Genomic DNA, 17,595 nt, shown 5'->3' with positions numbered 1-17,595 from the left:
AGCTATAAAAATCATAGCAAACAATCTTCTTTCGACATGAAACCCGACAACGTCCTCATTCTTCCCGGCTGGAAAAACAGCGGCCCCGGCCATTGGCAAACGCTGTGGGAGGAGGCCGACGGCTACACCCGCGTGGAGCAGCACAGCTGGATGCACCCGCTGCGCGGCGACTGGACGGCGCGCCTGGAAGAGGTGCTACTGTCCTGCGACGAACCAGCGGTGCTGGTGGCGCACAGCCTGGGCTGCATGCTGGTGGCGGCCTGGGCCAGCCACTCCAGGAACATTCACCGCGTCAAAGCCGCGCTGCTGGTGGCTCCACCCGACATTGACCGCGAGGACGTGCGCGAGCTGCTGCCCAGCTGGTCGCCAGCGCCGCTGAACAAACTGCCGTTTGAGAGCGCGCTGTTTGCCAGCAGTGACGATCCTTTCTGCGCGATCCAGCGGGCGCGGCAATTCGCGGCCGCGTGGGGCTCTACCTTTGTGGACGCCGGACCTTGCGGGCACCTGAATGCCGAGAGCGGCCTGGGCGGCTGGCCCGAAGCGTACCTGCGGCTGCTGCAGCTCAAGGAGCTGACTTCACCGGCCATTGAACCTTCACCCGGCATCACCCCTGGCCCATGACCTCATTTTTTTACCAACGCGCGCGCTACCTGCAACTCGCCCTGATAGTGCTGGCGATATGGGCGAGTGGTTCTCTGCATGCCGAGCCGGATGAAGAGCTGCTTGGAAAATCGCAAAATTATCCGCTGGGCAACGTGAACAACTGGCAGCTCAACCCTTACCGCGTTGGCTCCTGGTCAGCGCTCGACAAAGTGCCCGGGGTGCGGACCCGCGTGGTCGGGCACCCGGCCGAGGCCAGCCCCTTGCCGCGCGCAGCCAGCCCGGCGGCGGTCAGCTACCGCTACAAAAACACGAACTACACGCTGGCCGACTACCTGGACCGCCAGCGCGCCACCGGCCTGCTGATCCTGAAAAACGGCGAGATCATCGCCGAGCACTACCGCTACGGCCGCAAGGATGACGCGCGCTTTTTGTCCTTCTCCATGGCCAAGAGCGTGACCTCGCTGCTGGTCGGCAAGGCGCTCTCGCTGGGGCTGATCGCTTCGCTTGACGACCCCGCCGAGAAATACGCCAAAGACCTTGCCGGCAGCCCCTATGGCGCCACCACAATTCGCCAGCTGCTGCGCATGAGTTCGGGCCTGACGTTTACCGAACGCTATGACGGCAAGGACGATATTGCCCGGCTCGCCCGCGCTTCTGCCGGAACGCCGGGCGCCGGCATGCCGCTGGATGTGCTCAAGTCCATCACTGACCGGCATTCGCCGGCCGGTGAAAAATTCGTTTATGCCGGCTCCGAGACCGACGTGTTGGGCCGCGTGGTGGTGGCCGCCATCGGCAAGAACATGTCCGAGCTCACCACCGAGTGGCTGTGGAAGCCCATGGGCGCCGAACATGATGCCTTCTGGCGCATCTCCGCCGACGGGCAGGAGCAATCCTACGGCGCCTTCAACGCCACCCTGCGCGACTGGGCGCGGCTGGGCCAGTTGCTGGCCAATGACGGCCGTGCCATCGACAAGGCGACCGGCAAACCCGGCGCATTGCAGGTCTTGCCGCTGGACTACCTGCTGGACGCCACGGATCCGGCGCGCCAGCCGCCTGCGTTCAAGCCGCGCAAGGCCACGCCTTACTTTGGTTATGGCTACCAGTTCTGGCTCATGCCGCTGCGGGCACGCACTTTTGCCATGCAGGGCATCCACGGCCAGACGGTGTATGTGCAGCCGTCCACCGGCATTGTGATGGTGCTCACCTCGGTGTGGGAACAGGCCAGCGGCAAACAGGATGCACAACCTTATGAAGAGCGCGACGCCCTCTGGCGCGGCGTGCTGCAATCTCTGGGCGGGGACCTCACGCCCGGCTCGCAATGACGAATTGAAAGAAAGATAAAACCATGGTCACCAAAAAACCCAAAGGCCTGGGCCGCGGGCTCGAAGCACTGCTCGGCCCCAAGGTCAGCGAAAGCGCGACGGACGCGGAGAACGCCAGCAGCACAGCCAACAGCCCGGGCCTGCCGGCCTCGCTGCGCCTCAGTGACATGGTCGCCGGCCAGTACCAGCCGCGCACCCGCATGGACGAAGGCGCGCTCTACGAGCTGGCCGAGTCCATCAAGGTGCAGGGCATCATGCAGCCCATCCTGGTCCGCCGGCTGACCAGCGGCGCCAACGACGGCAAGTACGAAATCATCGCCGGCGAACGGCGCTTTCGTGCGGCCAGGCTGGCCGGGCTGGACGAGGTGCCGGTGCTGGTGCGCGACGTGCCCGACGAGTCGGCCGCCGCGATGTCGCTGATCGAAAACATCCAGCGCGAAGACCTCAACCCACTCGAAGAGGCCCACGGCCTGCAGCGCCTGGTCAAGGAATTCGGCCTCACGCACGAGCTCGCCGCGCAGGCCGTCGGCCGCTCGCGCAGCGCTGCTTCCAACCTGCTGCGGCTTTTGAATTTGGCTGATCCGGTGCAAACGATGCTGATGGCGGGCGACCTGGACATGGGCCATGCGCGGGCCTTGCTGGGCCTGGACCGTGCCGCGCAGATCACCGCGGCCAACCAGATCTCGGCCAAAAAAATGTCGGTGCGCGAGGCCGAAAGCCTGGTCAAAAAACTCAGCGCCGAGTTTTCGCTAAAGCCGCAAAAAGCCACCAAGGAAAAGTCCCGCGACACACGCCGTGTGGAAGAAGAACTCGCCGACCTGCTGATGGCCAATGTGGAAGTGCGCATCAAAAAGCAGGTCAAGCGCAACGGCCGGCGCGAAGACATGGGCGAGGTGGCCATCCAGTTCGCTTCGATGGACGAGCTCAACGGATTGATCGAGCGCTTGCGCGGCAACAAGTAGACTGTTTGGGTTATTTTTCGCCGGTGAATCGGTCGGTGATACTCAAGATGTGAACTAATTCACGACTTTTGTGACTCTTACACGGCTTTCTCCAGAAAGCGGGTGACGGCTGGCGCCCACATGCTTATTGTTACTACATGTAATTATTTGTGTGTTTGCGTATGAATTACCTGGCGAACCGTTCTTTCCGCAGCGCTCACCTGGCCCGGTTCGGCGTTACCACCGTCTCGGACATAACAGACTGGTTCAAGCCAGGCTGGCGAGAGGGGTTTGCCGGCCTTGGCGCCTGCGCCACCCTTGCGGTGGTGATGGCCCTGGCGCCTCAGGCCGCAAAGGCGCAGCAAACCATTGAGCGCGTCAAGCTCACGGACAACGACCTCAGCTGCCAGCAGATGTACGCCGAGGCGCAGCAGATGGACACCACCATGGCCCTGGCTGGCCCGGGCCTGCCGGTTCTCAGCGCAGCGCCCGCGGCCGCCATGCCCGGTGGCGCGCTCACGCTGGCGCAAATGCATGCGCCGACCGCCGCGCTGGCCACGCAGCAAGGGCTATCGGCCCAGTACCAGCAGCAAATCGCCAACAACATGGCAGCGGCCCAGCAAAACGGGCGCAATTCCGCCGCGCCATCGCCCGCGCAGCCCAGCGGCATCGCCGGTGCGCTGGGCGCAGGGATGCTGGGCTCCTTGCTGGCGGGCACCGGTGCCGCAGCTGCAGTATCCGCCACGGCGCCGGCTCAGGGGGCTGGTGGCGGCCTGGGGGTCCAGGCCAGGGCGCGCAAAGACCACCTGACTGGTTTGTTCCTGTCCAGGGGCTGCAAGCTCTCGGAAGTGCAGAAGTAGCCCCGAAATTTTTTACCCGCGTTTTCCCCCAACCTCCATCAACCTTACCCATTGCAGGACCGGTCATGAAACAACACTCCCTTGCCGCCGCACTGGCGCTTTTCCTGGTGGCTGCCGCCGCATCTGCGCAAACCATCGAGCGCGTAAAGATGACGGACAACGACCTCTCGTGTCAGCAGATCTATGGCGAGATCGGACAGATGGACAGCGTGGTCACGCGCGCCGCCCAGTACACCGCGGCACCGGCCGCTGTAGCCCCCGCAGATGCAGGGAGTCAGGTAGCAGGAGCGGTGGTGCAAACTGCACTGGCCTCCGCAGCGGCCAATGCAGCGGCGCAGAACGCCGGCGGCTTTGGCGGATTCGGCGGCGGCCTGGGCGGCATGTTTGGCGGCATCGTGCAGCAGCTGGCAGGCAATACGGCCCAACAGGCCGCCAATAACGGCGTCGCCCAGCAGCAGGCCGCAACCGCGCAGCAACAGGCCGTTGCATTGCAGGGCCAACAGGCACAGGGCCGCAAGGAACATCTCACCAGCATGTTCCTGGCCAAGGGCTGCAAGATGAGTGATATCCAGAAGTAATTGAGCCCCCACGGTCGCTCACTTCGTGTAGCTCCCGAGGCCTTGCAGGCCGCGGCTCGCGAGACGCTTCGCCTCTGTCGCCCGTCCAAGCCTGCGCAGGCAGGCTTGGAGCCGCGGGCTCCAGCCCCTCCGGGGCCGCCCGCCTGCGGCCCGGCAAAGCCGAAAATTGGCACACCCCTATCGGGCTCACTGCGTGTAGCCCTTTTCCTCTTGCAGGGGACGGTGCCTGCGGCCCGGCAAAGCCGGTTCCGCGGCTCATGCTGGCTCGAAGATTCAGGGCGTATTCAGTGGGGGTATTCACCAGTGGGGGCCGAGGGTCCGGCTTCGCCGGCCCAAGGCGCCGCCCCCTCGAGGGGGGAACGGGCTACACGAAGTGAGCCCGGACGGGGGTGGTTATAGATCGCACTGCAAACGCGCAGTAGAGCTCGCTTCACAGCGAGAAAATCTTGCCCGGGTTCATGATGTTCTTCGGGTCGAGCGCACGCTTGATGGTGCGCATCATGTCGACCGCGCCGTCACCGGCTTCGGTTACCAGGAAATCCATCTTGTGCAGGCCAACGCCATGCTCGCCCGTGCAGGTGCCTTCAAGCGCCAGCGCGCGGGTGACCAGCTTGTGGTTCAGTGCTTCGGCTACTTCGCGCTCCTTGGGAATCGTCGGGTCGATCAAATAGCCGAAGTGGAAATTGCCGTCGCCCACATGGCCGACGAGGAAATAAGGAATGCCGCTGGCATCGACTTCGGCCACCGACTCCAGCAGGCAATCGGCCAGGCGCGAAATCGGCACGCAGGTGTCGGTGGAAATCGCGCGGCAGCCGGGCCGCGACTGGATGGCCGCGAAGTAGGCGTTGTGACGGGCGGTCCAGAGGCGCGTGCGCTCTTCCGGCGTGCTGGCCCATTCAAACGCGTTGCCGCCGTGGCCGCTGGCGAGCTCCTGCACCAGCTCGGCCTGCTCTTTCACGCTGGCGGGTGAGCCGTGAAACTCCATCAGCAGCATGGGCTCTTCGCGCAGCGTGAGCTTGGAGTGTGCATTGACCATGCGCACCGTGTTGTGGTCGATCAGCTCGACGCGCGCAATCGGAACCCCCAGCTGGATGATCTCGATGGTGGTGCGCACGGCAGCTTCGATGCTCGGAAAGGAGCACACCGCAGCGGAGATGGCTTCAGGCAGGGGGTACAGCCTGACGGTGACTTCGGTGATCACGCCCAGCGTGCCTTCGCTGCCCACCATCAGGCGCGTGAGGTCGTAGCCCGCCGATGATTTCTTGGCGCGCGTGCCGGTGCGGATGACGCTGCCGTCTGCGGTGACGACTTCCAGTGCCAGCACGTTCTCGCGCATGGTGCCGTAGCGCACCGCATTCGTGCCGCTGGCGCGCGTGGCGCTCATGCCGCCCAGGGTCGCGTCGGCGCCTGGGTCGATGGGGAAGAAGAGGCCCGTGCTTTTGACCTCTTCATTGAGCTGCTTGCGCGTCACGCCCGCCTGCACGGTAACGGTCAGGTCTTCGGCATTGATGGACAGCACCTTGTTCATGCGGCTCACGTCGATGCTGATGCCGCCCTGCACGGCCAGCAGATGGCCTTCAAGCGACGTGCCCACACCAAAGGGGATCACGGGCACGTTGAACTGGGCGGCGAGCTTGACCGCATCTGCCACGTCCTGCGTGCTTTCGGCAAACACCACGGCCGAAGGCGGCGGTGCGGCAAAGGAGGATTCGTCGCGGCCATGCTGCTCGCGCACTACCAGGGCGGTTGAGCAGCGCTCGGCAAAGCGGGCTTTCAGCGCGTCAATCAGCGCGGCAGGAGTTTCGCGCTGGCAGATTTCGGGAAGCAGGTGCGTGGGCAGGGGGGCGTTCATGGTGTCTCCGGGTCGGTGGCACAGTTTACGACGTGCGCGCCGTTTGCGCCAACGAGGCCGGAGGCCCAGCCATGACCGCTGGAGCGCCCGCATGAAGCGGGGGAGACAAAGCAGGCCGCCCCCTCAAGGGGCCATCAGGGACTGTCAGGAGCCGGTGGCCGCCTTGGTGAGCTCGGCCAGCGAGATAAAGGTGTCGTGGTTGGTATCGATCTGCTCGAAACGCTGTGCCACGGCCGGCAGGTGCTCGGCTTCCTGGCGATCAAGCTTGCCGTCCTTGTTGGTATCCGCACGGCCGAAAGCCGCCTCGACGTCCTTGCTGGTGGTGCGGTTTTGCGGTACGGCGCCCGGCGTGCCGGAAGGCGCCATCTGGGAGGGCGGGCTGGTGGGGCTTGCAGGTGAGGGAGGAGCGGTTTGGGCCCGCACGGCGCCAGCAGCGCCCATAGCCAGTGCCGCCACCAAAAGCACGCTGCGCAACTCGAAGCCGGGAATAGAATGTTTTGGATGCTGTGTTGCTGTCGTGTGCATGGTCATGCGAAGAGTCTTTCAAAGAGTGGACAAGCAGCCATTGCAACCCAGCCTGCCCGTTGCGGCCAGCAGTTTTGCAGGGTGTTTCCTCACTCACATGATGGCGTACGACGACACATTTTCTTGCCCGGCGTAACGCTTGGGCTTCATGCACTTTCACCGCGCTTCACCGCGTCTCAGACCATGGCCAACAGACTCTCACAGATCGCAACGCGCACCGGCGATAACGGCACCACCGGCCTGGGCGATAACACGCGTGTGTCCAAGGACAGCCTGCGTGTGCATGCCATGGGCGATGTCGATGAATTGAACTCGCACATTGGTGTGTTGTTGTGCGAAGAGCTGCCCCCGGGCGTGCGCGACCTGCTGGTGGAGGTGCAGCACCAGCTCTTCAACCTGGGCGGCGAACTCTCCATTCCCGGCTTTGAACTGCTCAAGCCCGAAGCCGTGGCGCTGCTGGACGACGCACTGGGCGAACACAACGCGAAACTGCCGCGCCTGGCGGAATTTATCTTGCCGGCGGGCTCGCGTGCCGCGTCGCTTGCGCATGTGTGCCGCACGGTGGCGCGCCGTGCCGAACGATCGGTGGTCGCGCTGGGTGCGGTCGAACCGGTCAAGGAGTCGCCGCGCCACTACCTCAACCGCCTGAGCGATCTGCTCTTCGTTCTGTCGCGCGTGCTCAACCGCATGAATGGCGGTGACGACGTGTACTGGAAGAGCGAACGCATGGCACAGGCCGCCGGTACGAAATAACAACAACGGCCAGCGCGGTGTTCCCGCGTGAACTGCAGCCATGCCGGCCAGCCGTTGTCTGTAAACAGGTCCCGTTCGGGTGCGGTTGGAGTCGGCGGTTTTGCTATCAATAAGATAGCTAATTGCGCGCGATCATCAAGCGTTGCAGCACTAAAACACCTCGATCTCAAGTTGCCGTCGGGTTCTGGCCAAAAAAATGGCGCTTCTAGACCCGCGTCAGCATGTGCGCCGGTAGCCAGCCGGAGAAGGCGGGCAGCAGCGCATTGATGCGCCGCGCTGCCTCTTCCTGATAGAACTGGCGGGCTATCAGCTGGAATATCTCTCCCCGCAGCTGCCAAAGGTGCTGTGCGGTGTGCGCCTCGTCGATACGCCAGCGCATGCGTTCGCACATGGGCCCCTCGCACCGTTGCAGCGCATCGTGGAGCTGATGGCGCAGCTGGTCCAGGTCCAGCGTCGATGGCTCCAGCGCACTTTCATGCGGCCGGCTGTGCAGCGACTTCATCCATGCCATGGCAGTCTTCTCATGTGGAGGGCCTCGATGCAGCTGGACGTCAGCGCATGTCAACGCACGAAGCGGCCCTCGAGGCTCACGATGGAGAGGTCCGCGAAGTCCAGCCCCGTGTGGTCGTCGGGGCTGAAGCTCACCTCCAGCCCGCCCAGGTCGAAGCGTTTCATGCCTTCCAGGGCCGCCTGCAGCGTCTCCCGCGTCGGGTTCTTGCCCGCGCGCCGCAGGCCCTCCACCAGCACCTTGGCAGCGGCATAGCCTTCCAGCATGGCCGGCGACAGCGCTATCCCCTTGGCTTTGGCCAGGTCGTTGGCTTCCTGCACCATCGTGTAGGCATAGGAGCGCTCCGCCGGGTAGACCTGCGTGACGATGACGCCGCGTGAATACTCCCCCAGCGCCTTGATGAAGCCCGCCGATGCGTTGTTGGACAAGGTGACCACGCGCACGGACGACTTGGCGGCGCGCAGGGCCCGCACCCCATCCGCCACGGCGTTGCTCGAGCCGATCCAGAGCACGGCTTGCGCATCGCTTGCCAGAATGGGTGGAACAAGCTGGTTGTAGTCGGGCTTGCTGCGGTCCGCTTTCAGGATATTGGTGGGCTTCAGCTTCGCCTGCGTAAAGCCCTTGTTGGCTCCCTCCAGCCCGTCACGGCCGAAGGAGTCGTCCGCATGCACCACAGCGATACGCTGGATGCCCAGCGTGTGCAGGTGCTCGATGGCCTTCTCGGCCTCGCGCTGGTAGGTTGCGCGCACATTGAAGACATAGCGGTTGACCGGCTGGTGCAGGATCATCGCGCCCGTGGAGGGGCCGACCAGCGGCATATGGTTGGCTAACAGTACGGGCAACACGGCTTCGGTGGGGGGCGTGCCGCGCGTCAGGAACAAGGCGACGGCGCCGCGCTCGGCCAGCTTTTGCGCGTTCTCGCCGGCGAGCTTGGGGTCGAACTTGTCGTCCAGTGACACCAGCTCCAGTTGCCGGCCTGCGATCCCGCCCCGGGCGTTCACCGCATCCAGCCACAGGCGCGCACCTTCGGTGTTTTCCTTGACGCCCGCGGCCACGGGACCCGTGAAACCGGCTGTCTGGCCGATCAAAATCTGTGCGTGTCCTGCGCCGCACAGGACGGCTGCCAGCAGCGCTGTGGCCCATCGACTTACATTACTTGTGTCCATTTGTTAGCTTTCAACCTAGTTGTGGCGAACAATACGGACGGGGCAACATAAGATCAAATACGATTCAGAGCACGCCTTAAGATAAAAAAAATATGGAGTTGGCGTTGACCGACAAGACCCGGATGTGGCTTGTAGCGCGGCTTTCCGGGCGAAAACCCGGTGAAAAGCCTGAAAAGCGTCGCTGACCACGACCGCGATAGTGCACCAGGTTCAGGCCCACTGCATGACTAATATCTGGCGCAGAGAAATTGTTGCTATTCGTAACGAAGCCGTTACAGCCATCAATGGCAATGCGCCATCACCCCGGCCGCAGCATCGCCATCGTGATGCGCGAGACACAGGTCAGTTCGCCCGCGTCATTGGTGAGCTCGATCTGCCACACCTGCGTACTGCGTCCAATGTGCACGGGCCGCGTGGTACCGGTGACCCAGCCGCTGGTGACGCCCTTGAGGTGATTGGCATTGATGTCCAGCCCGACAGCGCGGTGCCCTTCGGGTGCCGCAAAGGCCGCGCCGCAAGAGCCCAGGGTCTCCGCCAGCACCACCGATACGCCGCCATGCAGCAAGCCATAGGGTTGTACCGTGCGGCGGTCCACCGGCACGCGGGCGCGGATGAAGTCGTCACCCACCTCCAGGAATTCGATGCCCAGATGGGTGACCGCACTGTCGGCGTTGTGGTGCGTGAGCAGTTCGACGGAGATGGGCTGTTTCCAGATGCGCATGAAGGTTCTCACAGGGCTGATACCCCTCACTATAAGGTTGCGGCCTACAGCGCTTGGGCACCTTGTCGCGTAGGCTGCAGCGGCGGCCGGGCTTAAGCTGGCCGTATGAGACACACGGACCACACGCACACGGACTGCACGGACTACATGAACCTGGATTACCGGAACCGGGGCTGCCCGGCTCCATCGGTCCGATGACACGTTCGAACAAATGGCTGGCAGGGCTGCTGGGTGTCGCACTGGCCCTCGGCTTGCTGTGGTTTGCCGCACTTCGGCTGTTGCCGAGTGACGAGGAACTCGCGCAGCGCGCCGCCACCGAGCTGGAGGCGCAATTGGGCGTCAAGGTCCGTGTCGGTGCATTGCACTGGCGTTTGCTGCCTTCGCCGGCGGTGGTGATTGAAGAGGCCCGCACGGAACAGCCCCAGCCGATCCTTATTAAAAAACTCACCGTCTACCCGGACCTCTTCGCCCTGTGGCAACGCCGCGTGAAAATTGACCGTGCCGACCTGGAAGGCGCCGTGGTGCCCCAGCTGTCGCTGCGCGGGCTGGGGAAACAGCGAGAAAAAAAAGACGAGATGGCCGGCGATGAACTGCCGCTGGCGCGTTTTGTGTTTCGCGACGTGACCTGGATCTCGCGGCGCGGCATCTCTGTAGTGTATGACGGCGAGGTTGATTTCGACCCCGCGTGGCGCCCGCGCAAGGCCGTGCTGAGGCGTCCCAATGTCGAGCCCACCACCCAGCTGAGCCTGGCACGTCAGGGCCAGGAAGACCGCTGGGACACACGCATCCGCGTGGGCGGCGGCACGGCCGATGGGGAAGTCCGGCTCGAGTTTCGTGCCAACGGGCGCATGCATCTCGAAGGCACCCTGCAGCCCCGCGATATCGAAGTTGAAAGCGCGTTGGCTGCTTTCAATCGCCGGTCTGTCGTTGCAGGCAAAGCGTCGGGTGAAACCACGCTCTCGGCCAATGGCGACACGGTGGCCGAGCTGGCGCAGTCGTTGCACACCAAAACCCCCTTTACGGTGGGCAAGTCCACGCTGCTGCGCTTTGACCTGGAAAAGGCCGTGCGCACGGCCGGCAAGGAACACGCCGGCCAGACACCGCTGGACACCATCACGGGCCAGCTCGACACGCAGAACACGCCCGAGGGCATGGTGGTGACCTACACCGGCGTGAAGGCCAGTTCGGGCGTGCTCACAGCATCGGGTGAGGCCAAAATCGCCAACCGGCAGATTGCGGGCGAGTTTGCCGTTGACCTGGTGGACGGCATTGTGGGCATCCCGCTGACAGTCAGCGGCCCGCTCGACAACGTCAAATTTTCCGTGTCGGGCGGTGCCATTGCGGGCGCTGTGGTGGGCACCGCGGTACTGCCGGGTGTTGGCACGGCCATTGGGGCCCGCATCGGCTCCACGCTGGGCAAGATTTTCAGCCCGGGCCCGGCGCAGCCTGCCAGTGCGGCGCGCAGCGGCAAGGCGCCTGCCGCACCGTCCAAATCGCGCTGAGGGCCCGATCCATCAACGGCGCCCAGTGGGTCTGGTTGCCGTCAATACCCCCATCCGATGCTGAGCTTCTGGCCCTCTGAATTTGCCACAGGTGGTTAAAATCCCGCTGAAGCAGCGCAAGCCAACACCATCATTTTTGCGGATACCCCACGTTTCAACGACCCGCATCAACCGACCATAAGGCCATCGATATGCCACAGCAGCAGTCTGCCGCTTCCAACACCGCATCGACTCCCCTGGAGCGCGCGCTTGGGCAAAACGAGGCCGTCAAGGACACCGTGGAGCAATCGGCCGCCGAGCTGATGGTGATCAACACGGTGCTCAAACAGGAACTCCCGCCGCACGTGCAGGCCGGCGAAGTGGCCCAGGCCCTGCAGAAAACCGACGCCCTCGAAACCCGCATCCAGGAATCCGCGGAAGACCTCGCGCAGGTCAATGAAACCCTGGAACAGGAAATCGGCGAGCGTGCCGACCTGGAACGCGAACTCGCCAGAACCAAAGCAGCCCTTGCCAGGGCTACCGGCCAACCCCAGGCCAAGTAAGTAACCCCCGGCGAAACCGGCTTAGCCGGCGACAAGCCGGGCCATGCCCCGGCCATTTCACAGTTGCCTGCGTGCTGTCATCAATTGGTAAGGGTTTACCCCTAGAATCATTTAACCTTAAATGATTTGCTCTGCCATTTTGGCGCGCTGCTGTGCGCCGGTTGGCGGGCGGTTTTACCCCGCAAGGTCACTCGGCCTTGTCTTTTGGCCTTCACGGCTACCCCACCTTTTGGAGATTTGCGATGCTTCGCCGCCGCTTCCTTTCGTTTGCCCCTCAAATGGCTGCCCTTGCCGCCGCTCCCGCTTTCATTCGCAATGCCTATGCCCAGGAGGGTCTGACGGCCAAGGCCATCACCATCGGCAGCACCGGTGCGACCAGCGGTCCGCTGGCCAGTGTGGGCGCCGAGCTCAAGCTGGGCGTGGACGCAGCCATGGGCCAGATCAACGCCAAGGGTGGCGTGAACGGCCGTATGCTGCAGTTCCAGATGCTGGACGATGCCTATGTGCCGCAGCGCAGCGCCGACAACGTCAGGAAGATGATCGGCGACGGCAGCATTTTTGCGCTGATGTCCTGCGTCGGCACGCCCAACAACGCCGCCATCGTGCCGGTGATTGAAGAGTCCAACCTGCCTTACGTCGGGCCGCGTTCGGGTGCGTCCTCGCTGCGCAAGCCCGGCATGCGCAACGTGTTCCATGTGCGCGCCAGCTTCACCGACGAAACCCAGCGCCTGGTGCAAAGAATCGTGAGCATGGGCATCAAGGACCTGGCCGTCGTCTACCTGGACAACGACTACGGCAAGGAGGTGGTGCTCGATGTCAACCGCGCGCTGCAGGTGCAGGGCGCCAAGGTCGCCGCGCCGGTGGCGCTGGCCGTCGACGGCAAGAACCTCAACGAGGTCGTGAACCAGGTCGTCGCGGGCAAACCCGGCGCCGTGCTGCTTGGCACCGCCGGTTCGGCATCCGTCGGCCTCATTACCGCGCTGAAGAAAGCGTCACCGATGCTGCCTGTCGCAGGCCTGAGCGTGACGTTGTCGGGCGACGGCATCAAGGCCCTGGGCGCGGCCGGTTCCGGCCTGGCGCTGACCATGGTGTTCCCTGACCCATACCGCGCCAAGCTGCAGGTGGTGCGTGACTACCAGGCCGCCATGCGCGCCATCGGCCAGCAGGAGTTCTCGCTCGGCAGCCTGGAGAGTTATATCAACACCCACGTGATGGCCGAGGGCCTGGAGCGCGCCGGCCGCGATGTGACGCGCGGCAAACTGCGCACCGCGCTGGCCGGCCTGCAGAAGTTCGACCTCGGCGGTTTCAGTGTCGACTATGCCGCGCCGCCGTTCGCGGGTTCGAAATTTGTCGAACTGGGCGTGCTCGGCGCAGGTGGACGTTTCCTGGGCTGATGGACCATTGATCCTGGCTGGCAGCGCCTGTTGCCGCCAGCCAGAAAAAACCCCCGGTTGTTGGGTCAGCGGGGGCTTTTGGCATTAAAAAGAAGCTAAAGCCCAATCAGGGCATGCGCAAGCAGCTATCAAATAGATAGCGATTCGTTGATCAGGGTTTGCGGCTCAGCAAGGCGTACAGCAGGATCGCACCAAAGGTCGCGGTGCCGATGCCGCCCAGTGCGAACTGGCCGAACTTCAGCGTGAAGTCACCGGTGCCGAGCACCAGCGTGATGGCGGCAACAATCAAATTGCGGTTGTCTGAAAAGTCCACCTTGTTGTCCACCCAGATCTTGGCGCCGGCCACGGCAATGAGGCCGAACACCACGATGCTCACGCCGCCCATCACCGGCAGCGGAATCGCCTGGATCAGCGCGCCGAACTTGGGGCTGAAGCCCAGCACCACGGCGATCAGCGCCGCCACCACGAAGACGGCGGTGGAATAGATCTTGGTCGCCGCCATCACGCCGATGTTTTCGGCATAGGTCGTTACGCCTGTGCCACCCGCGCTACCCGATACGATGGTCGCCACGCCGTCGCCGATGAAGGCGCGGCCCATGTAGACGTCCAGGTTCTTGCCGGTCATGGCCGTCACCGCCTTGATGTGGCCGAGGTTTTCCGCCACCAGAATGATGGCGACGGGCGCAATCAGCAGCATGGCATTGGCGCTGAACACCGGTGCCGTGAAGCCCGGCAGGCCGACCCAGGCGGCATTGGCGATGCCCGACAGGTCCATCGGCTTGCCAAGGCCCAGTCCGTTGGTCAGCACCGCATAAATCACGCTCGCCACGATCAGGCCGACCAGGATCAGCAGCCGCTGCACCATGCCGCGCGTCATCACGGCTACCAGGGCCACGCTCACAAACGTCACCACCTGCATCCATGAATCGAAATTGCCGGCAGCCATGTTCTTGATGGGAATGCTGGCCAGGTTCAGGCCGATCACCGCCACCACGGCGCCGGTGACCACGGGCGGCATGAAACGTTCTATCCAGCCGGTGCCGATGGACTGCACGATGAAGCCGATCAGCGTGTACACCACGCCGCAGGCGATGATGCCGCCCAGCGCCACGCCCAGGTTGGCATTCGGCCCTTTGCCGGCATAGGCCGTGGCCGCAATCACCACACCGATGAAGGCAAAACTCGAACCGAGGTAGCTGGGCACCTTGCCGCCGGTGATGACGAAGAAGATCAGTGTGCCGATGCCGCTCATCAGGATGGCGATGTTGGGGTCAAACCCCATGAGGATGGGTGCCAGCACCGTGGCGCCGAACATCGCGATCACGTGCTGCACGCCCATCACCGCGGTCTGTGGCCACGGCAGGCGCTCGTCGGGCCCGATGACGCCGCCTTGCTGCAGTACCGCGCTGCTTTTTTCTGTCCAGTCCAGCATTCCCATCATGTCTCCTCTTTATAAAAGTGAGGCAATGCTAGGGGGAATGCGCGCGCCGCACAAGGGCGGGCACGCTGGAGAGGTACCTGGCTCAGGCCAGGAAAGCGGCAACCTGGCGCAGCACCTCATCGTCCTTGAGGATTTTGCGGTGGCCCAGGCCTTCGGTGGCCACCAGGCGCGCGCCGGCAATCGCCTCGCTGTAAGCCACGCCGTCGGCAAAGCGGTTGATGCTGTCCTGCCGGTCATGCACCACCAGCGTGGGCAGGGCGATGCGCGGGCCGACCATCGCCGGCTCGAACTGCGGCATCAAAATGCCTTCGCGCGCCTCGATGCGCCGCTGCATGGCCGCGCGCGTGGATTCGCGCAGGCCGAATACGTGGGCGAACAGCCGCGTGTATTCCAGCGGCGAGGCAGGTGGTGCGAGCAGCACCAGCCGGCCGGCCGCCAGCCCGCGGCTGGCTGCATAAGCGCCGGCGTTCGCCGACAGCGAATGCGCCACCACCGCGCGCAGCGTATGGCCCTGCTGCTGCAGCCGTGCGGTCACGTACTCGAGCACACGCGCGAACTGAGGCAGGTTTGTGACCGAGCCGCTGCTGCGCCCGTGCGCCGGCATTTCAAGAATGACCGGCCGCAGGCCTTGCGCACCCAAGACCTCCGCCAGCGCCAGCATCTGCCCGGCGTGTCCGCCCCAGCCGTGCACCAATAGCACCACCGGGCCGGCAGGTGCGACGGGGCGGCTGTACATCGTCACGCTGGCATCTTCAAAAGGCCATTGCTCAATGTGCCAGTCGGGGCTCCACTTTCTGCGACGGCTCACCCACTTGGGCGGTAGCGGTGTGCCGAACAAGCGGTAAGCCGCCCGCACAGCCAGCGCGGGCCAGAGCTGCTGCGAAGCGCCCAGCCCCCAGCGGAAAATGCGTGTCAGGGGGCTGGCGTTGTAAAAGGCTGCGGTGGCCTGGAGCGATGTGCGTGTCATGGTCTGCTGTCTCCGCGGTTTTCAGTACCAGACCCAGTCTTCATTGCTGCGCGGCAGTGTGCGCAGCGAAGCCTGCACCGCCATCACGGCGCGAACGCCAAAATAAATGCCAAAGCCAATGATCAGGATCAACATGATTTCCTCATTTCTCCGCACGATCGTGCGAAATTAAAACTTGCCAACACATCGAAAATGGCATGGCTGCCCTTTCCGCCCCGTTTGTCTCTTATTTTTTGGTGACTGCCTCGGTCTGGTAGCTCTTGATCAGGCGCTCCCAGGCTGCCTGGGCCCGTTCAGCCGCGCGTGCATCGCGTAGAAAACGGGCATCGTGAAACATCCCCATGGCAATGCTGCTGATTTCCATGACCAGCTGCTCCGCATCGGTGTCGGTCTTCAGTTGACCGGCCTCCATGGCCTGCAGTACGGTGCGCCGCAACGAGGCGCGCCAGCGGGTGACCTCGCCGAGCAGCAGGTCGCGCAACTCGCCTTCGCGGTCGTCCAGCTCAAAGGCGCCCGCAGTGTAAATACAGCCCGACTTGGCCTCGACATCGCGCGTGCGCACAATCCAGCGCTGCACAATCGTCTCCAGCCGCGGCAAACCCTTGGGCTGCTGCATGGCGGGCACAAACACATCGGCAATAAAGCGCCGGCCGAACTCTTCAATCACGGCTTTCTGCAAAGCCTCGCGTGAGCCGATGCGCGAAAACACGCCGCTCTTGGAGATGCCGATGCGGTCTGCCACAGCCTGCAAGGTGATGGCCTCCAGACCTTCCGCCGCAGCCAGGTCGATGCCTGCGCCGATGATGGCGGCGCGGGTCATTTCGCTTTTCTGGGTTTTGGCGTCCATGCAGCGAATATTAGCACGATTGTGCGAAAGTGCAACTCCCTCATCGTGTCACGGTTTTCGGGCCTTCCGCGCGCGCTAGCAGGCGGCGATGCAATCCATCTCAATGTCAAAGTGCCCTGGCCATGCCGGCACGCAGATGAAAATCCGGGCCGGTGGATCCTGGGGGAAGTAGCGGGCGTAAATGGCATTGACCGTTGCAAACTTCTCGACCGAGGTGCAATAGACGTTGCATTTGAGCACCTGGCCCAGCGATGAACCTGCTGTTTCCAGGCAGAGCTTCATTTGCTCCAACACCAGTTCGGTCTGGCGTTCCACAGATGCGTGGACAACTTCACCCGTGGCGGGGTCGAACGGCGGCAAGCCGGCCACATAGACCGTATCGCCATGACGCGTGACGACAGAGGTGGGCGCCTTCCATCGCTGCAGCCAGGTGGAAAGGGGTTCGACGCGAATAATCTCTTTGGCCATGCGTTGCTCCTGGGCGGGTGTACGGGGTGATGCGGGTACATCCACATATATACGCGGCTACGGCACTTCGTTGCTTCGTGCGGGAACGAAGCATTCACACGTGCAGCTAACGACGGCGCCTGGCCGCTGGAGCGGGGCCTTTAGGCATCAGCCCCACCGCCGCCCGGGCCAGGGCATCGGCTTCCTGGTTGCGGTGGCGTGGTATCCACACCAGCCGCGCCGACTCGAAAGACCGCAGCACGGCGCGCACCTCGTCGAACAGCGGAACCAGGCGCAGGAAGGGTTCAGTGGCGGTTCCCGCCAGCTGCTGCACCACCACGCTGTTGTCGCAGTGGATCAACAATTGGGTAGCACCCTGCCGCCTGGCGTATTGCATGGCCGCCATCAGCGCGCGCAGCTCCGCTTCGTTGTTGCAGCCCCGGCCTTCCGCGGTAATAGACAGCGGATGCCGGGTCCCGTCAGGCGCCATGACAAGCGCGCCCAGACCCATGCGGCCGGGGTTCGGCACGGCGCTGCCGTCGCAGTAGATGACCCAGGGCTCGCTGTTCAATGAATACTTTCAGGCGGACAGATGCGCGGCACAGGCGGCCCCATGGGAGACGGCC

19 protein-coding genes are annotated in these 17,595 nt (G+C 63.8%); 9 read left to right on the top strand and 10 right to left on the bottom strand.

Annotated features, from left to right (window positions below; translation table 11 throughout):
- The first annotated feature begins 36 nt into the window (after positions 1–36).
- From AC1DZE_RS18745 to AC1DZE_RS18725, 5 genes are all read left to right on the top strand, one after another.
- Entirely contained in the window at positions 37–621 is a 585-nt protein-coding gene (locus AC1DZE_RS18745; RefSeq protein ID WP_477670384.1) for an RBBP9/YdeN family alpha/beta hydrolase, read from the top strand.
- Positions 618–1,925 (top strand): serine hydrolase domain-containing protein, encoded by a 1,308-nt coding sequence (locus AC1DZE_RS18740; RefSeq protein WP_477670383.1) that lies wholly within the window; start codon positions 618–620, stop codon positions 1,923–1,925. The genes AC1DZE_RS18745 and AC1DZE_RS18740 overlap by 4 nt, the downstream gene beginning before the upstream one ends.
- 23 nt (positions 1,926–1,948) lie before the next feature.
- On the top strand, positions 1,949–2,887 hold the full coding sequence (locus AC1DZE_RS18735; RefSeq protein ID WP_477656353.1) for a ParB/RepB/Spo0J family partition protein: 939 nt from the start codon (positions 1,949–1,951) through the stop codon (positions 2,885–2,887).
- 161 nt (positions 2,888–3,048) lie between these two features.
- The gene (locus AC1DZE_RS18730; RefSeq protein WP_477670382.1) at positions 3,049–3,726 is read left to right on the top strand and encodes a hypothetical protein; all 678 of its coding nucleotides are present in this window, start codon (positions 3,049–3,051) and stop codon (positions 3,724–3,726) included.
- 65 nt (positions 3,727–3,791) lie between these two features.
- Entirely contained in the window at positions 3,792–4,304 is a 513-nt protein-coding gene (locus AC1DZE_RS18725; protein WP_477670381.1) for a hypothetical protein, read from the top strand.
- Between the two features lie 430 nt (positions 4,305–4,734).
- On the opposite strand, the gene AC1DZE_RS18720 is transcribed toward AC1DZE_RS18725, so the two are convergent.
- Both AC1DZE_RS18720 and AC1DZE_RS18715 read right to left on the bottom strand, forming a co-directional pair.
- A complete protein-coding gene (locus tag AC1DZE_RS18720; RefSeq protein ID WP_477670380.1) occupies positions 4,735–6,156 on the bottom strand; it encodes an FAD-binding oxidoreductase in 1,422 nt (473 codons plus the stop codon).
- Between the two features lie 144 nt (positions 6,157–6,300).
- Positions 6,301–6,687: an EF-hand domain-containing protein gene (locus tag AC1DZE_RS18715; protein ID WP_477670379.1), complete on the bottom strand. Its 387-nt coding sequence runs from the start codon at positions 6,685–6,687 to the stop codon at positions 6,301–6,303.
- A gap of 177 nt (positions 6,688–6,864) precedes the next feature.
- On the opposite strand from AC1DZE_RS18715, the gene AC1DZE_RS18710 reads away from it, so the two are divergent.
- On the top strand, positions 6,865–7,434 hold the full coding sequence (locus AC1DZE_RS18710; RefSeq protein WP_477672290.1) for a cob(I)yrinic acid a,c-diamide adenosyltransferase: 570 nt from the start codon (positions 6,865–6,867) through the stop codon (positions 7,432–7,434).
- Between the two features lie 205 nt (positions 7,435–7,639).
- Here the strand turns inward: AC1DZE_RS18710 and AC1DZE_RS18705 are convergent, their stop codons facing one another.
- From AC1DZE_RS18705 to AC1DZE_RS18695, 3 genes are all read right to left on the bottom strand, one after another.
- Positions 7,640–7,945: a hypothetical protein gene (locus tag AC1DZE_RS18705; RefSeq protein ID WP_477670377.1), complete on the bottom strand. Its 306-nt coding sequence runs from the start codon at positions 7,943–7,945 to the stop codon at positions 7,640–7,642.
- A gap of 50 nt (positions 7,946–7,995) precedes the next feature.
- On the bottom strand, positions 7,996–9,108 hold the full coding sequence (locus tag AC1DZE_RS18700) for an ABC transporter substrate-binding protein (RefSeq protein WP_477670376.1): 1,113 nt from the start codon (positions 9,106–9,108) through the stop codon (positions 7,996–7,998).
- Positions 9,109–9,406: 298 nt separating this feature from the next.
- Positions 9,407–9,829 (bottom strand): hotdog fold thioesterase, encoded by a 423-nt coding sequence (locus AC1DZE_RS18695; protein ID WP_477670375.1) that lies wholly within the window; start codon positions 9,827–9,829, stop codon positions 9,407–9,409.
- Between the two features lie 194 nt (positions 9,830–10,023).
- Between AC1DZE_RS18695 and AC1DZE_RS18690 the strand changes: the two genes are divergently transcribed.
- The 3 genes from AC1DZE_RS18690 (at position 10,024) to AC1DZE_RS18680 (ending at position 13,267) form a co-directional block, all read left to right on the top strand.
- The gene (locus tag AC1DZE_RS18690; protein ID WP_477672308.1) at positions 10,024–11,331 is read left to right on the top strand and encodes a hypothetical protein; all 1,308 of its coding nucleotides are present in this window, start codon (positions 10,024–10,026) and stop codon (positions 11,329–11,331) included.
- A 191-nt stretch (positions 11,332–11,522) separates the two neighbouring features.
- Positions 11,523–11,873 carry a hypothetical protein gene (locus AC1DZE_RS18685; RefSeq protein WP_477670373.1) on the top strand — a complete coding sequence of 117 codons (351 nt, stop codon included), beginning with the start codon at positions 11,523–11,525 and terminating at the stop codon, positions 11,871–11,873.
- A 242-nt stretch (positions 11,874–12,115) separates the two neighbouring features.
- Positions 12,116–13,267 (top strand): ABC transporter substrate-binding protein, encoded by a 1,152-nt coding sequence (locus AC1DZE_RS18680; RefSeq protein ID WP_477670372.1) that lies wholly within the window; start codon positions 12,116–12,118, stop codon positions 13,265–13,267.
- A 151-nt stretch (positions 13,268–13,418) separates the two neighbouring features.
- On the opposite strand, the gene AC1DZE_RS18675 is transcribed toward AC1DZE_RS18680, so the two are convergent.
- The 5 genes from AC1DZE_RS18675 to AC1DZE_RS18655 all read right to left on the bottom strand — a co-directional run bounded on the left by AC1DZE_RS18675 (position 13,419) and on the right by AC1DZE_RS18655 (position 17,540).
- Positions 13,419–14,705 carry a solute carrier family 23 protein gene (locus AC1DZE_RS18675; RefSeq protein ID WP_457281830.1) on the bottom strand — a complete coding sequence of 429 codons (1,287 nt, stop codon included), beginning with the start codon at positions 14,703–14,705 and terminating at the stop codon, positions 13,419–13,421.
- Positions 14,706–14,790: 85 nt separating this feature from the next.
- On the bottom strand, positions 14,791–15,675 hold the full coding sequence (locus tag AC1DZE_RS18670) for an alpha/beta hydrolase (RefSeq protein WP_477700409.1): 885 nt from the start codon (positions 15,673–15,675) through the stop codon (positions 14,791–14,793).
- A gap of 226 nt (positions 15,676–15,901) precedes the next feature.
- Positions 15,902–16,522 (bottom strand): TetR/AcrR family transcriptional regulator, encoded by a 621-nt coding sequence (locus tag AC1DZE_RS18665; RefSeq protein WP_477672310.1) that lies wholly within the window; start codon positions 16,520–16,522, stop codon positions 15,902–15,904.
- A gap of 75 nt (positions 16,523–16,597) precedes the next feature.
- A complete protein-coding gene (locus AC1DZE_RS18660; protein ID WP_477670368.1) occupies positions 16,598–16,990 on the bottom strand; it encodes a RidA family protein in 393 nt (130 codons plus the stop codon).
- 106 nt (positions 16,991–17,096) lie between these two features.
- Positions 17,097–17,540, bottom strand: coding sequence for a ribonuclease HI family protein (locus tag AC1DZE_RS18655; RefSeq protein ID WP_477670367.1), 444 nt, complete (start codon positions 17,538–17,540; stop codon positions 17,097–17,099).
- Between the last annotated feature and the right edge of the window lie 55 nt (positions 17,541–17,595).

The sequence above is a fragment of the Polaromonas sp. P1_F1 genome, assembly GCF_056405795.1.
Note: the sequence above shows the minus strand (reverse complement) of the source record. Positions and strands in the feature narration are given on the sequence as shown.